The organism is Patescibacteria group bacterium (genome assembly GCA_040390045.1).
GTDB lineage: Bacteria > Patescibacteriota > Minisyncoccia > Phycocordibacterales > SIBU01 > SIBU01.
Map to the genome: position 1 here is coordinate 43,473 of JAZJZC010000003.1, position 15,847 is coordinate 59,319.

The following is a 15,847-nucleotide window of genomic DNA, read 5'->3' on the forward strand; positions in this document are numbered from 1 at the left end:
GGAGGTTGTGTTAAAATAAACGCCATGGAAAATCAAGAAAAAATTGAAGAGCTTTTGACCCGAGGAGTGGAAAAGGTTTACCCAACCAAAGAATTTTTACGTGACCGGCTTTTGAAGGGAGAAAAACTCTCGATCTACTTCGGTATTGATCCAACCGGCCCTGCGCTTCACATTGGTCATGCGGTCAATCTACTTAAACTACGCGAATTTCAAGACTTAGGGCATAAAATAATCATTCTATACGGCGGGTTTACGGCCCAGATTGGCGATCCGACGGGGAAAGGGGAGGCGCGCCAGCAACTAACCGCTGAACAGGTTAAAAAAAATACTCTTGCCTACAAAAAAATGATCGGCAAGATTTTAGATTTGAAAAAAGCCAACATCAGATTTTTGGATAATGAAAAGTGGAGTAATAAATTAAAACCAGTTGACCTCATTGCGTTAACTTCTCATTTTACGGTAGCTCAAGTGCTTGAACGCGACATGTTCCAAGAGCGCATAAAACAAGGAAAAGAAATTTACCTCCACGAATTTTTGTACCCACTGTTCCAGGCATACGACGCGGTGACCATGGATGTTGATATTCAAATTGGCGGTAATGATCAGACCTTCAACATGCTCGCCGGTAGAACCCTGATGCGGAAAATGAAAAACAAGGAAAATTCTGTTATTTCCATGAAGTTGCTCGTTGATCCAACGGGCAAAAAAATGGGAAAAAGCGAGGGTAACATGGTAACGCTCGATGAAAGTCCAGAAGAAATGTTCGGCAAGGTCATGAGTTGGCCTGACGGCATGATTTTGCCGGCGTTTGAATTGTGCACCAAGGTTGCCACTTCCAAAATTGCAGAAATAAAAATTAAACTCGACGCTGGCCAAAATCCCAAGGAAGCTAAACTTATGTTAGCAGAACAGATTGCCGCTATTTATCATGGCGAAAAAAAAGCCGCACAAGCGCGCGAAAGTTTTCAAAAAACTTTTAGCCGAGGAGAATTACCGACCGATGTTCCAGAATTTAAAGCTCAGGCTGGCAGTTTTCTTTCAGACTCTCTGTTGACCGCTGGAGTGATCGCTTCCAAATCTGAATGGCGCCGACTTGTTGGAGAAAATGCTGTTGGTGAGATTGCGTCTGATGGGGCAATCTCTAAAATTTCTGATTTTAATTTTAAAATTGAAAAATCTGCGGTTTTCAAAATCGGTAAGCATCGATTTCTAAAAGTTTTAATTTAAAAAGGTCAAAAGAAAAACTCCCCTGGGCGGGGAGTTTTTCTTTTGACCTTAGATTAGGTCTGCTTCCTCAGTATCAATGTCCGGAGAAGCTTCTTCTACATCATCCATTAAATTTGGATCAAGTGGCTTGTTGTCGTCTTCGCTTTCCATAGTTTAAAATTAACTACTAATTTCTATCGATTGTTTTCTCTCGAGCAAATTTATTTTCGATGAAACAATCGCTCGTGCCATAGTTTTATCAGATATAAATTTTTTTGCAAATCTACGCAAGCTGTGGATAAATGGCGCTCGGGCAGTTTTGGGAAAATGCGTGCTTCGGCAACACGGAAATCATAGTCGTTTCGTAACGAAAAACTCATAAGTCGCTTCGCTTCTGCGGCCAACTTCGTTTTTCTACTCAACTCCTTGATTTCCGTGTCGCCTTTCGCAATGCATTTCCAAAACTGCCCTCGCTAAGATACCGATGTTAAGAAACATCGGTAGGCAGAGGTGTCTGTGGTTTTGCTATAGTTTTTCTTCTGAAGAAACAAATATTCCACACGGTGGTATTGGCCACAACAAGAGTTGTCAGGTATGCGGAAGTTAGAAAATTATATTTATTACTCATTGCTAGTGCTAGCATGCTGGTTGCGGTCATTATTCCCCAGTAAGAGAGAGTCTCGCTCCACGGTTCTTCAAAGGATTTTCTGAATGTTGGCAGGTAACCAAGTCCATCAATTATTGAAATCATTAGTACCGAAAGCCAAGGGTTTCTTAGCCACCACCACACTACTACGGCCGCTAAGGCAGAGATGAGTACGAACGTGTCGCTTTTGGTGATGTTTTTGGTACCATATTTAAAAGCTAATAAAAAAACTAAAACTACTAGGATATTTCCAACGATGAGACTAAAAGTTCCATAATTTCCTCCTCCACCTTTTAGAAAAGCTACTGTTGCAGTAATTTGAGTAATAACCCAAATTAACCACGTGTACAAATGAGGCTTTGTTTTTCTAAGAAAAATATCCCGAACATAAGGAACAAATCCAACTATGGTTAGAATTCCAGTGAGCAAAGATAGTAACAACTTAAAATTAAAATTTTCCATTAGTTATTTTTGTTTTTTCCCTCGCAAAGTAGGTAAGTCCCAGGGCGATTGCGTCATATTCATCATCCTCTTTGATCTTTTTTCCAACAACTAAAAGTTTTTCCACCATAAATTTCACTTGAGCCTTGTCACTTCTGCCGTAGCCAGTCACCGCCACCTTTACTTCAAGTGGGGTGTATTCTTTTATAGACAAATCTCCTCGCGTGCATTCATAGATAATCACCCCCCGAGCTTCAGAGACACGCATAGCCGTTTTTTGATTGTCAGCAAAAAACAATTTCTCAATAGCCAAAGCTTTCGGTTTGTATTTTTCAATTATTTTTTCAATTTCTTTTCCAAGATTACACAGGCGAACTTCTACGGCATCACTTCGTTTGGTTTTAAAACACTCTGAAAAAATCAGAATTTCTTTTCCATTTATTTTTTCAACCACTGCCACCCCCATTTTTTCGTACCCTGGATCGACTGCTAAAATTTTCATAATTGAAAATGCTGCGCGTTACACTTTTTACTCAGCATTAGTGAAGACTTCCTGCACTTCGTCGTTATCTTCGAGTTCTTCAACCAGTTTTCCTAAAAGTTGTAAGTCCGATTCTTCAAGTGGAATTGTGGTTGTTGGTTTCCAACTCATACCTTCTTTGGCAAAAGCCCAGGTCGCGCTTCCCATGCCAGCCAATTCAAAACCATGTTTGGAAAGGATGAATTTAATTTCTTGGGCAGCTTTGTTGCGATTGTCGGTCAGCGCTTCAATGATGAGCGCCGATCCTCCAGGGCCATAGGCTTCATAGGTAATTGAATCCATTATCGCCGAACTATCCGTAGCTTTTTTGATAGCTCGCTCGATATTTTCATTCGGCATATTTTCCGCTCGGGCTTTTTCAATTGTGGCTCGTAACCCCGGTGCGTCTCGGTTACCTTTAGCTTTCTTACTTTCGGCAGTAATTAACCTGGCGTACTTGCTAAACGTCTTGCTCTTTTGAGCATCGGTTACACCTTTTTGTCTCTTAATTTGTGACCATTTATTATGTCCGGACATGGGGAAGTTGTTAGTTAGTAGTTCGTAGTGAGTAGTATAGGAGAAAAAATAGAAAAAACCAATTCATGGCTTTTTGCTCACGATTTTCTATAATGGTGGGATGTCTGAACGAATACTTTTGGGACAAGGTGATCTCGACAAAAAGGCGCACGAAGAAGTACCAGTTGGCCTTTTAGAGAATGCTTTACTTTTAAAAAATAGAGAAAAAAATTCTGCGCAGGCCGTTCGAGCATGGATTGCTGGTGATCAGAATAGGCTCGCGGCGGTTGAAGTCGCGTTGGCTGAGAAGGTTCAAGATGAACATGAAATAAGTTTCGCAACGCTTGAACTTTTGGGGGAAATTGAGCAAGAACGGGGACTTGTTTTTGTAAATGAAAAACTAGCTTGGAATTTAGAAATGAACCCCGATCTTTTTTCTGGTGATGCAGTGCGGTACATTCAAGAAAACATTCGAGGCACTAATCCTGAGGCCAATCTCGCATTTCACAAGTTTCTAGATTTTGTCCACCAACAGGCCGTCACCGTTCAGGACCCACCCCTTAGGCAAAAACTTAACAGCGCGAAGCAGCTTCACTCTAGAAGAGGGTTTTTTCTAGATTTTTGTTATTTGGCTGAGCGGGAACTTCCAAATTGTCGCAATTATCTCATTCAAAAACACGTTCAGGATATTTTAGAGACGTGGCGACAAGCAGGTTCAAAAAAGAAAGGTGCACTTCCAGGGATAGCTGGCGGTGCAAGTGATCAAACGATATATACGTTTTCTCATGTTGGGGAGTCATATAGAAACGCTTTGAAATTAGGCATCAATAGAGGTTACCCGCTAGCTCATCCCGTCCTTCCCATTTCTCCCGGATACTATGCTCAATATAGCAACGGCATAGTTGAAGATGTGTATCGCGAGCAAGGTGAGGTTTCAATAGAAGAAAAAGAGCGCCAGTATATTTCACAAAATGATCCGAGCGATGAATATATTTATGATGAAATAAATTCATTCAATAGATCCAACCCAGGCCCCAACAGGAGAGGTCCGTCCAATGGTCTGCCATTATTCCAAAACATCTGGGATTTCGATAAACACTTGAAGGCAAGTGGGAGGACTTTTTATTATGACATCTCTAGAATTACCAACACGGATTTACATCCAGTTGTAGTCGGAGACTTTTATACAAGAAACCAACAGTACCGGCACACCCTAGGAGAAAAAGAAAACACTTCCCAGCCAATTTCTTACGATGATTTTATGCGTCAACTATATCCAGCAGGGGAATTGACTGAAGAAAAATTGTATCACTACAAAAACCTGAGCAAGCTCCATATGCGAAAAAAAATCGAAGATGATTTCGGTTTTGATTTGTCGCAATCAGATTTGTGGACTCAGCGGATGTTTTTGGAGTTTTTAGAAACCCGAGATATTGAGAATGTGCAAAAACTTCAAAAATTTGTAAAAGAGTTCGGCTCAGCTGGTCTCAAAACCTTCCTTTCTCTTGAATACGGTCCGGAATTTGGTGACGACATCATTGCACTCGGAGAAAAATTACCGAAAGCCGAAGCAGAAAAGATTTTTGCTAAGTATGGAGAATTGGTCGATGCAACCACAGAAGCAGAAACTGCTTTACGTGAAAATTTTCCCAAGTCTCAAGTCACCCCAGAACTTGTTTCAGCCGCTCGAGAAAGTCTCTTAAAAAAGGGAAGAGACATGCTGGTTTCGTTCTCGGCGCAGGTCAAAGCCTCCGGTCAAGCTGGGCAAGCATTGTCTATCCCTAATCTAGAAAGAGAGCTTGAGCTATTGCGTGGAAACGCCGCGCTTTTCGCTGTGGGGTTTAAAGAGCTGTCGATGCGGGGAGAAAAATTAAATCTGGCTGAAATTAAAGGCGATGTCACCTTTGAGCAAGGGGTTTCTCCAGAAACATTTTCTCCTGCTGATCGAGAGCGGATGAAAGAATTGTATCGTATAAATTATGCCAAAACTCCCATATTCCAGAAAAAACTCATTGAAGGGTTTGACCGTGTATTGAATGAGCCCGACAACCAATTTTATGTCTTACGATATGGGGGAGTTATCGAAGGTTTTTATCGTCTTGAAATAACGCCGCAAGACACGCTTTATTTTGGAGCCTTCAACTTAAATCCCAAGTACGCTGGTTCCGGTATCGGTGAAGCCTTAATGCGACAGTCTCTCGACGTACGGGCGAAAGAGGCAATCGTCAAGGCTAGTTGCACCGCTACTTTGCCAATCGCATCAAACTATATCGAGCGAGGTTTTGTCGGTACTAAAACAGAACAGGTGGATGAAGTGTATTCCATGAATATTATTCGCCACGATACCAAGGAAAATTTGTTTCGTTCAAAAGACCTCACAGAGCAGCAGATTATGGAAACCTGCGAAACCACTTCCGACTTTGTTTGCCGCAAAGTTCCATTGGGGCAACTTTCTTCCAAGGACTTTTCTCTCCTCGAAGAACAAGCCACAGACGGCGCTTCACAATTTGTTCTTACTCGTTACATTCGAGATAAGCAGAGTAAACAAAATGCGAGTGCATACCTTGTGTTTGAAAAAACCACTCAGGATACTTTAGATAACTTTTCTACTCCCGAGAAGCCGCTACGGTTTTCTCATCAGGAATAATTTTCCACTGGTACTCGAAAAGATTTCGGTGGAGTGCTGCAATGCGAGAGTCTTCAATGATGACTCCGATTTTTTGGTTTTCGGTCAGAGTGATGTACGAGACTTTGTTGTCATAAATTTGCATGATGGTATGCGATGGTGCGGTAGGGAAGGCAATAAATTTATTTTCAGTAATGTCCGGATTGTAGTTTTGTAACAGTTTCCGTGCTTCCGGTGAATCAAAGATCAACCCTTTTTTCTTGGTATTAAATTTTCTTCGCTTGGCGACGTAGTCTTTGTTTATTTCCGAAATATATTTTTCAATAGAAATAATATCCGAGTAGGCATAAATTTCTGATTGAGCGGTGAGCGAATCTTCCAACACTTTTTTCATACCATCCATCCCCTCATAAAATTGCACGTTAGGTTTTCCCGATAGCAGATTAAAATCAGAAACCATTTTTCCCATGATTCCGCCAAGACTCGCCTCTGCGGTTTTTATAGCTTCTTCGCGTTTTTGCAGAAGATCGCGGAGCTTTCCTGGGTGGGTAGGGAAGAAGAGTGTGATCTTTCCAACGTTATCCCTTTTTTCTACCAAACCAAAGACTATCAACTGTTCTAGTATTTTGTACGCAAGGCTTCTTTTTACCCCCGATTTTTGCGCTACCACTCGGGCTGGCATAAGGCCGTTTTTTAGTAAGGATTCATACACCAAGGACTGCTCTTTATTGAGCCCGAGTTCTCCTAAAAATTTTTCGTATTGAATGTTTTCCATGCCACAAGTATAGCATTTATATGTTTTTGTCACAAGTATATGACAATATTGATATGTGGATAAGCCATATTTAACAAGCTGTTACAGCTAAATAGCCGTATTTGCCATAGTTAATTGACAGAACAAATTAAAACTGTTACTATTTTGCGCAGAGAGTTTAGGTCATTGAGGAGATAGCTAAAAGATTGTTCCCCGCCTCTAGTTCGAAAGAAAGGTACTACGGCCTTCCGCCACAGCGGACTAAGCGTAGAAAGAAGAGAGGAAGGGGAGAGAAACAGCCTTTTGAATATCTTGTTTCGAATGATGAGTGTTCTACATATAGTCAGGCTTCGAAACCCTACTAGATGAAGGAGCTATGTCTTTAAGACAAACTTATCGCACGGAGTTCGGCGAGTAATCGCCAGGACATCGATGGCGCAAAAAGTCTAACCCGCTTTATGCGTCAAAATGTCCTTACGCCAAGAAGCCGCACAAAAAGAGAGTTGTGCGGAAGTGAAAGGAAAGAGTAAGGAAGATGTTTGAAAAATAAATAGCGAATCAGGAAAACGCGAAACAAGAAATGTGTTTTGCAATGTTGTTCCTCTTCGCCCCACTCATTAAAAGTTTTTACTTGAGGTTGGTGGGGTAAGAGGGAATGCAAATGCAATTCCTTTTGTGGCGTTCACGTTCGACAAGCAAGCGGGGACAGTCTAGACCCCCGCTAGCTTGTCGAAAAATTCTTAGAGACATATCTGAAATGCCGAAAAAAGGCAGGATGTGGAAAGTGGAGATAGTATCAACATTTTCATTTTGAGATGAGTGAATTCACCATGATTAAAATTAACTTCTCCGGCCACCCGGTGGCCGGATTCGACGTTGCTCCTTTGGTGGGAGCCAACCTGCCTTTCGAGGCAGCTACCTTGGCCGAGACGGTTCGGGAACTCATTTTGGCCCTCCCTGGCCGGGATGAGCTCCTCAAAGGGGCCAAGGCGGAGATAATTCTCCCCGGCCTTGGCAGTGCCGTGGCCGTTTTGTTGGCCGAATGGCATGGCCAGTTCGGCAACTGGCCCTCGATCCGGTGGGCCGTCCGCGGGGAGAAGGGGTTCACTTGGCCCGACGAGGCCCGGGTGGACTTGAACTCCGTGCGGGAGTCCGCACGGACCGCTCGCTAGTTGCGGACAAAAATCCCAGAGCAATCTGGTTGCGACAAAATCCGGTCGTGTAAATCGAGGTAAAAAGTTTGTCCCCGTTTTCTTGGAAAAATGGAGAGTCGTGAAGGAGCAGAACTTCCGTCAGGATGACTGTCGACAATAGTCATGAGGGTTAAATTTATCTGGAGAAGTTTTGGTTAAAACTTCTCCTACTTATCAAGTTCATAAAATTATTTTGTGAACTTTTAGGTATCAGAGATGTTCTTTCCAGAAATGGTGGCGCAAATATTTCGCGCTTCTGTTTATGGAAAGAACACTTGTATTGATAAAACCTTTGGGGCTCCAGAATTCACTTCTGGAAATCCTCCGGGCTTTGAAGTCGATTGGCACTATTGTTGAAAGGCAATTGGTTCCGGTTTCAAGTGAGCGGATAGCCGCCCATTACGCCGAACACTCCACAAAGGCGTGGTTCGGCAAGATCGTGGGTTACTACCACGGTCAGACAGTGATGGCGCTGGTCCTCGAGGGGCCCGACGTCACCGCACGCTTGCGTGGAATTGTCGGACCATCCGACCCGCGGAAGGCAGCACCCGGACAAATTCGGGCGCTCGTCCTGGCCAAGTTCCAGGATAAAAAAGACGGGTGGCGAGCGATAGAGCTCGTCACTTCTGGCGTGGACAATTTTATCCACGCCTCGGACTCTCCGGAGGCCGCCGAGCGAGAAATCGCTCTGTGGTTTCCAAAAAAATAATTTGGGTTTTCAAAGGAGAAGCAAAGGGTTTTGCTTCTCCTCTTTATTTGGCTCGCGGTAACCGTATGTACGGAAGTATCGTTGGTCAATCAAGAAACCATTCAGCGCAGTGTTGCGCTAGAAAGGAAGTATGGATATAAAAAAACTTTTCGCCTTGGCAGATAGGGCGAAAACAATTGAGGCAGGGCAAAATTATGCCCTGCCCAATGCGGTGTTTTGCGTTCTCCTCGATGTCCTATTCAAGGGCAAAGAGGGAGCGCAGAGTCTCAGGGTGGAACTTGAGACTGAAGATTCAGACGGGTTGTATGTCAACGAGGCGTATTACGACCTGTTCGTTCTCCGTCATTCCGACGGAGAAGGCTTGTGCATCCCCGCGCCGCTTCTCCATGTGGAGACGGCGATGACCCTAACGAAGAGGGCGCTCGTCACTGTCAGAGGACAGCACGACCGGCAACATGAGCCGGCCGAATCGGAAGAGTTCTTTAGGCTGTGGGAACAATTCCACGAAGAAGTCTCGCCGGCGAGACTTCTCGACTCTGTCCGTGAACATCTCAGCAAGTCTGCCCGCTTGGCAGCGGGTTTCCTTGAGACTGAATAAAATAAGTTGAAGGTTACAAGGGAAGAGTGACTTCCTAATCCTCCGGGATAAATTGTCGCAAGGGTTTATCGAGCACCAATATCTTTTGGTGCTCGGGTTTTTGGAGAAACTTTTGGTTAAAAGTTTCTCCTCTCGATCGGGCTTGCAATTAATTTTGTAAATCCGTAGAGAGCAATCTCGAACCGCGCTCCGCAGGCGTAACCATCTGTGGAAAATGCCTTTTGAAAGGAGGGCGAAAAATGAATCAGTTCTATAAAGTGCAAAAGGGGATTGGGTCGCCGGGGAAACTCTGGACTGGGGATAAAAATATCCCCGCGGAGCCAACGGTGGCCGAGGCAAAACTGTTCGAGATGACGTGCGCATGCGGTGCAACAACTCGAAAGCTCTACCTCGACAACCGCCTCACGGGAGACACACTGAAAGCGGTCGACATTTCGAAGATTCCCCTTCTCCACATCGCGACGGGTGGTGTTGGTTCCATCTCCTCCGCTACTTCGGTGGAGGGGGAGAAGGGAATCCACTCCAGCAAAGAAAACCAGTTGCAGAGCACCTGCAACTGGTCTGGCCGCATCGGGGGATACGCGGTGGTGAACCCGGTCGCTGTCATCAGCGGCCGAAAGATATATCATCCGCCTCCAGCCACTCAGGGTTTTCATTGGGAGAACGTCTATAGCGGGTCCACTCTCACCGAGTGGATTTTGGTGGCGGACGATGTCACTCGGCACTCACTGCCGGTGATTAGCCTCCAGCGGACCTGCCCGATTTGCCGCAAAAAGCAGGAGGTTGCGGAGCTTCCCGAAGATCTCACGGTCACTCGCGATGAGCTGACAGTCGCAGGACTGTCGGAGGAGCAACTGGAGGAAGCGCTCTCTTCTATGGTTAACATGGAGGGAGGTGGGGAAGTTAGAACTTCTCCAAATCTTTCTGCAAGGTTACTCCTTGCCTACACCCATTCCGAGAGTTGTTGGTGCTCGGAGGCAATTGTGGCGGCCATCAAGGCAGCCAAAAAGCGTTCGGTGCAATCGCCGGCCGTCGTCTGAAAATTTTGCGCGTTTTAATTACAAAACGCGTTGCACCCGCAAAGTGGGAAAGGGTTAACACGTGAACGTTGCGGCGTTCATTAAAAAAACAATTTTCCAGCACTGCCTTGGTCGGTGGTGTTGGACTTTATCGGGCTCGCGAATTTATTTCGTGCGTCCGTAGAGGTGGCCATTTTTTAAAAAATATCTAATCAGGTTCAGAATATAAAATTTAAATTTTGAATTTTGTATTCTGAACCTGATGACAGAAAAAAATTAAAAAATGTGAATACACCAAATCAAACAATGGTTGAGTTGGCGGCAAAGTACAAAAAAGCCGCCGATGAAAAAATGGAAGAAATCGTACACCTCTCAAAAGTTTCGCAGGACTCTGCGTACAGAGAGGGATTCAGGCACGAGGCTCTTTGTCGAGCTCAAACGGCCGCCGAGACTGACAAGGTCTTTTTTAGTGGCCTCGGGGTCAAGGGTGTTCTCATCCTTGGCATTTCAACTCTCGAGCCTAAAAAAGCTCAGAGCGTTATCGCCTCGTCAGGCGGTTGGAAGTCACACGCGAATTCGACCCTGCTCTGCCTAGATGGAGAGAAAGGGGAAATTCGTAAGAACAAAGCGGGGACATGCTGGATCATCGATCTTGCATCTCCGCGGCGGACAGCCATGTTTGCGTGGGAATCCGGACCAAAGTCAGTTCGGCTCGCTGGACCTCGACTTAATACCACCAACGGCGCAGCTCACTGGTGTGGACTTGTGTCGGAGATGATGCCGTTCAATACGGAAATGTCCCCGCACACAGCTTCGTTTCTTAAGCGAGCCGTAGCTTGCATGACCGAACATGGGATGACCCCCAAGCAATGGGAGCGTGCCGAAAATGCTCGGCGTACTGCCGAGAGCGAACGACGATCCGAGATCATCTGTGCCGCCACGAAGGCTGGGCAAATTGACGGTGTCGTTGTCTGTGTTGAGTGTGGTTGCAACCCAACTCGGGGTGAGAATTATATTCTTGCTGCCGAGGAGCTCGCCGGTACTACTGGCCCTGTGCCAGAAAATCTCGCGGAGTTAGTCCACGCGAAAATCGCGGCTACCAAACTGGCGGCCGAAGAAGCTCGGATTATGGCCGAGCTGAAATCTGAACAGCTTCGAATTACTGAGGCAAAAATCGAGGCGGAAGTCACAGCAAAACAACAGGTAGAAACTGAAAAAGTTTGCCGTTTGATCGGTGTCTCTTTTGCCGAATGGCAAGGACTGACGCCAAAACAACAAAGACAAGCGCTTCATCGCGCTCGTCTCGCGGGTAAACTTCAAACGCAGAAATACAGAAATAAATGAATCTTCAAGATTTAGTCCTCCTCCGCGTTTGGGTGGAGGGAAATCACAGTGCTCTGGAATGGAAGGTCGGTGATCGGACATTCCAGATACTGGGAATCAAAGGCGCGGAAGGGGGCTACGAGAGGTTTTTTGATCGCGGGAAGCACCCGATGCGCCAGAGAATCTCAGAACAAGAGGTGATGAAGGCGCTCGAAAACGCCATATCACCTCTCGAACTTTACCAGAACGAAAAAGGTTCTGGGGAGTTTTTTCCCAACGCTGAAACGGCACTTGATGCCGCGAAGCGTTGGGTCGGTCAGCGGGTCTGACCAAATCACGGAGCGCGGACCTCCCTTAATTGTCCGACAAGTTTGCAAGTTCACGGAGAGTCTTGCAAAATTTCAGGGTTAAAAATTCTCCACTTCTAATGCAGCCATCATTCTAATATTCTTGTCCGTATCAAATGTAACCAATTATTTTAAAGGTACATTTGGGCGGGTTAAATTACGAGATTGATGCCGGTCACAAGCCCGAATAAATTGCAGAGTGGGATGTGTACCCCAAGGGGTTCACGAAGCGTGTGTTTCTCTCTTCGCACACAAAACAAAACCGCCCCGATGTAGATCGGGGCGGTTTTGTTTTACAAAAGTTTTTCCTGAGCCGAAGATTTATTTTTAATTTTAAGGTGTCCGTAAGCTTTCGCTGTGGCAGTCCGGCCGCGTGGAGTTCGCTCGATAAGGCCGAGCTGAAGCAGGTAGGGTTCGTTGACTTCCTCGATAGTGGCTTGTTCTTCGGAGAGCGCGGCGGCGAGGGTATTAAGTCCCACTGGTCCACCATCAAATTTTTCGATAAGGGTATTTAAAAGAGAGCGATCAGAATGCCCGAGACCGAGTTCGTCAATGCCGAGAAGGGCCAGTGCTTTGTCCACAATGTCTTTAGATAATTTTCCTTTATTCACTTGCGCAAAATCTCTCGCCCGCTTCAAAAGATAGTTGGCGGTTCGCGGCGTGAAGCGGCTGCGTTTGGCAATTTCTGCTCCAGCCAATTTTTCTACCTCAACTCCTAAAATTTTGGCAGACCGGCGCACGATTTCTTCGATCTCTTCGTTTGAATAAAATTCCAAACGGAAAACGCCACCACCAAAGCGTGAACGTAATGGTGAAGAGAGAAGTGCGATGCGTGTAGTTGCGGCAATGAGGGTAAACGGCGGTAGTTCAAGCTGAATGGTTCGAGCTGAAGGACCTTTGCCGATAATAATGTCGAGCTGACCCGACTCCATGGCAGGGTAGAGGACTTCTTCGATAGCTTTATTGAGTCGATGAATTTCATCGATGAACAAAATGTCGCCTGGAGCGAGGTTGGTGAGTACCGAGGCAAGATCGCCCACCTTTTCAATGGCAGGTCCCGAAGTAATTTTGATTTGAGCACCGATTTCTTTAGCGATTAGGTGAGCGAGGGTGGTTTTTCCGAGCCCCGGGGGTCCATAAAAGAGCAAATGTTCCGGCGGATGCTTCCGTTCGGCGGCAGCAGTGAGCAAAATCCTCAAGTTTTCCTTGATATTTTTTTGCCCAATGTAATCTTCCCACAAACTCGGTCTTAGAGCCTGATCAAGAAAGATTTCTTCTTCCACTAAAACTTCCTTTTTACCCTTATTGTTAGGGCTATTTTCCTCTTCCTGCGAGCCAGGTTGTGTAAGTTTATTTACGGAACTTCTTGACATAAAAACGTTTGTGTGCTAAATTCTTGTCAGTTAGTTGATAGAGGTAATGACGTACGCGGCTCCGCGTATTTTTTGTTGTAAACAAAGGATCGAAATATTTTCCTTCCAACGTATAAATCTCTAAGCAATTAGGCCTCCGGGCTTCACTAATATTTTTTTGAGGACGTTCTGGTTATCACTTCGGTGGTTTGCTGGTGCTATCCTTGGGGATATATTTAACTTTTAGTACGCATATTAAAAGTATTGCTTAGAGATTTATGTTTTGGAAGGTAGGACTTATGATTTTGGCGCATTTCTTTGTCGCCAGCTCCGTTTGCTCCTGCAACGTATGAGAATACGTTTTAGTCGCAAGCCTCGCTGCTTCTCGAACTGCATCCAAAATCCCAAGTCCACATTTCTAGTCCTATAGTACCGCCCGAAAATTCTAAAGGCAATCGTTTTCACACTTTTCAACAGGAAAAAACAAAAAAGCAAGACCCGTTCAAAGAAAGTCCCCCGCAACTTCGGAAGTTGCGGGGGACTTTCCGTTTTCCTACCCAGAATTTTCTGAAATTCTGGGTATTCCAGCGAGGGTGGTTTTGGAAAATATATTGCGAAAGGCGATATGAAAATCAGGGAGCTGGATAGAAAAACGAAGTTGGCCGCAGGAGCAAGGCGACCTATGAGTTTTTCGTTATGAGGCGACTATGATTTTCATTTCGTCGAAGCACGTATTTTCCAAAACTACCCGAGCGCCTTTTTACTCTTTTTCTAGGTCCACGACGCGTGCAAGCTCAGTAATTGAAGTTATTCCCGCCAGTATTTTAATGATCCCATCTTGTTTCATTGTTGGAATTTTTTGAGGCAGGGCAGCTTTTTGGATTTCGCGTTCCGAAGGACTTTCACGAATGACTGTTTCAATAGCTTCGTCCATCAAAATCGCTTCGTATACACCAACGCGTCCTTTGTAGCCCGTGTGATTACAGATGTCACAACTGCCCTCTACCCACATTTTAGTAGTGTTAGTTATTTCACTCTTATCTTCAATTTCCGCGACAACCTTATCAACAAGCTCTTTGTTTTTTCCTTCAATCATCACTTCTTTTTTGCAGTCCTTGCATAGAACGCGCACCAGTCGTTGAGCCATTGAAACGTTAATGGCGGAGGCCATGGTTTTGGGATTCACGCCAAGGTCAATGAGGCGAGGGAAAGTGCCGGCCGCGGTGTTGGTGTGCAAAGTAGAAAACACTAAGTGACCAGTTTCCGCGGCGTTGACCGCAATTTCGGCTGTTTCGCTGTCTCGAATTTCACCAACCATGATGATGTCGGGGTCTTGTCGGAGTGCGCTGCGCAAACCTTCGAGGAAGGTGTAGCCTTTTTCTGCGTTAGTTTGAGTTTGGACAATCCCGGGCAAGTGATATTCGATCGGATCTTCAATCGTAATAATTTTAATATCAGGCGTGTGAACTTTTTTGAGAAAGGCATAAAGGGTCGTGGTTTTTCCGCTTCCTGTCGGACCGGTCGTGAGGATCATACCGTGGGGCTTGCTGATTTCATGTTGCAAAATAGCCAAAAGTTTTGGGTGGATTCCCAATTGTTCAATTGGAACTGAAATTGATTTTGGATTTAAAATTCTTAACACGATCGATTCGCTATAGGCGCCTGGCAAGAGAGAGGTTCGGATTTCGATATCGTCCTCATTTATTTTTACACTAAAACGGCCATCTTGCGCCTCGGCTTTGATGTTCAATTTAATACCCGAAAGCAATTTAATTCGAGAATTGACCAATGCATAGGTCGCCTTATCAAATCGTAAGATGTCGTTGAGCACGCCGTCCAAACGGTAGCGAAGGCGAGCGTAATCTTCTTCGGGCTCGATGTGAACATCTGATGCTTTGGTGGCGAGCGCACCGGCTAAAATAATTTCAATCATGCGCGAGATGCGATAACTTTTTTTCTCAGCCAAAATTTTTTCAATGAGAGCGCCAATATCGCTGATCGAGTGAACGCTTTCCAAAAATTTTCCCATTTCCTCGCTCGACACGTCGAGCGCACCGCCTGTGGATTCGGTTGAATAGGAAAGCTCTTTATAGTGCGTCCAGGCTTTTTCCAAACCTTCTTTGGTGGTAATAAACAGAACAACTGAAAAGCCGGAGTCGGTGAGAGACTTTGTGACAGATTTTACACCTTCAGAGTCGAGAGAGGTCGCGGCAAGATGAACTTTCTTGTCGAGAATATTAAAAGCGGCGACATTATTTTCTCTGGCGGTCGCTTCTTTTATTAATTTGAGAGCGTCAGTATCGATTGGGAAATTCACGAGATTGGCGTATTCAACCCCATGTTGTTCTGCCAATGATCGCGCAAAATCCTCTTCCTCTTTTTTTCGCAATAAGTCGAGTCTCGCAGTCTGTTTGTCTTCGTCGAAGATGATAGTCATTGCGATATTCTACCACTGTTTGAGAGTAGGGCACAAACGAAAGGTTCAAAACTGGGCTTTAAATTAAGGTTTTTGAGGAGATTAAAAACCTTGACAGAAATGGTAAATAATGCTATTATTAAAACAGGCATTTTAGATGCTGAAATTCACCACTCAACTC

General features: G+C 45.0%; 14 protein-coding genes. 8 read left to right on the plus strand and 6 right to left on the minus strand.

What is annotated here, in order from left to right:
• Positions 1-24 precede the first annotated feature (24 nt).
• Positions 25-1,227: a tyrosine--tRNA ligase gene (gene tyrS, locus V4467_03030; GenBank protein ID MES2087943.1), complete on the plus strand. Its 1,203-nt coding sequence runs from the start codon at positions 25-27 to the stop codon at positions 1,225-1,227.
• Between the two features lie 466 nt (positions 1,228-1,693).
• Here tyrS and V4467_03035 read toward each other — a convergent pair whose 3' ends face one another.
• The 3 genes from V4467_03035 to V4467_03045 are packed head-to-tail and all read right to left on the minus strand — an operon-like array spanning position 1,694 to position 3,350.
• On the minus strand, positions 1,694-2,314 hold the full coding sequence (locus tag V4467_03035) for a hypothetical protein (protein ID MES2087944.1): 621 nt from the start codon (positions 2,312-2,314) through the stop codon (positions 1,694-1,696).
• Positions 2,301-2,795 carry a crossover junction endodeoxyribonuclease RuvC gene (ruvC, locus tag V4467_03040; GenBank protein ID MES2087945.1) on the minus strand — a complete coding sequence of 165 codons (495 nt, stop codon included), beginning with the start codon at positions 2,793-2,795 and terminating at the stop codon, positions 2,301-2,303. Before ruvC ends, V4467_03035 begins: the two co-directional genes overlap by 14 nt.
• A gap of 27 nt (positions 2,796-2,822) precedes the next feature.
• A complete protein-coding gene (locus V4467_03045) occupies positions 2,823-3,350 on the minus strand; it encodes a YebC/PmpR family DNA-binding transcriptional regulator (GenBank protein ID MES2087946.1) in 528 nt (175 codons plus the stop codon).
• Positions 3,351-3,450: 100 nt separating this feature from the next.
• On the opposite strand from V4467_03045, the gene V4467_03050 reads away from it, so the two are divergent.
• The gene (locus V4467_03050) at positions 3,451-5,976 is read left to right on the plus strand and encodes a GNAT family N-acetyltransferase (protein ID MES2087947.1); all 2,526 of its coding nucleotides are present in this window, start codon (positions 3,451-3,453) and stop codon (positions 5,974-5,976) included.
• Here V4467_03050 and V4467_03055 read toward each other — a convergent pair.
• Positions 5,936-6,730, minus strand: coding sequence for a helix-turn-helix domain-containing protein (locus tag V4467_03055; protein ID MES2087948.1), 795 nt, complete (start codon positions 6,728-6,730; stop codon positions 5,936-5,938). The genes V4467_03050 and V4467_03055 overlap by 41 nt on opposite strands.
• A gap of 809 nt (positions 6,731-7,539) precedes the next feature.
• Here V4467_03055 and csx15 point away from each other — a divergent pair.
• From csx15 to V4467_03085, 6 genes are all read left to right on the plus strand, one after another.
• Positions 7,540-7,881: a CRISPR-associated protein Csx15 gene (gene csx15 / locus V4467_03060; GenBank protein ID MES2087949.1), complete on the plus strand. Its 342-nt coding sequence runs from the start codon at positions 7,540-7,542 to the stop codon at positions 7,879-7,881.
• A 283-nt stretch (positions 7,882-8,164) separates the two neighbouring features.
• Positions 8,165-8,611 (plus strand): nucleoside-diphosphate kinase, encoded by a 447-nt coding sequence (locus tag V4467_03065; GenBank protein MES2087950.1) that lies wholly within the window; start codon positions 8,165-8,167, stop codon positions 8,609-8,611.
• A 130-nt stretch (positions 8,612-8,741) separates the two neighbouring features.
• Positions 8,742-9,209, plus strand: coding sequence for a hypothetical protein (locus tag V4467_03070; GenBank protein MES2087951.1), 468 nt, complete (start codon positions 8,742-8,744; stop codon positions 9,207-9,209).
• A 350-nt stretch (positions 9,210-9,559) separates the two neighbouring features.
• The gene (locus V4467_03075) at positions 9,560-10,249 is read left to right on the plus strand and encodes a hypothetical protein (GenBank protein MES2087952.1); all 690 of its coding nucleotides are present in this window, start codon (positions 9,560-9,562) and stop codon (positions 10,247-10,249) included.
• 264 nt (positions 10,250-10,513) lie between these two features.
• The gene (locus V4467_03080) at positions 10,514-11,572 is read left to right on the plus strand and encodes a hypothetical protein (protein ID MES2087953.1); all 1,059 of its coding nucleotides are present in this window, start codon (positions 10,514-10,516) and stop codon (positions 11,570-11,572) included.
• Positions 11,569-11,880: a hypothetical protein gene (locus tag V4467_03085; protein ID MES2087954.1), complete on the plus strand. Its 312-nt coding sequence runs from the start codon at positions 11,569-11,571 to the stop codon at positions 11,878-11,880. Before V4467_03080 ends, V4467_03085 begins: the two co-directional genes overlap by 4 nt.
• 311 nt (positions 11,881-12,191) lie before the next feature.
• On the opposite strand, the gene ruvB is transcribed toward V4467_03085, so the two are convergent.
• Together ruvB and V4467_03095 are read right to left on the minus strand one after the other, a co-directional pair.
• Positions 12,192-13,271: a Holliday junction branch migration DNA helicase RuvB gene (ruvB, locus tag V4467_03090; protein MES2087955.1), complete on the minus strand. Its 1,080-nt coding sequence runs from the start codon at positions 13,269-13,271 to the stop codon at positions 12,192-12,194.
• Positions 13,272-14,010: 739 nt separating this feature from the next.
• Positions 14,011-15,687 (minus strand): type II/IV secretion system protein, encoded by a 1,677-nt coding sequence (locus V4467_03095; GenBank protein ID MES2087956.1) that lies wholly within the window; start codon positions 15,685-15,687, stop codon positions 14,011-14,013.
• Positions 15,688-15,847: the final 160 nt, after the last annotated feature.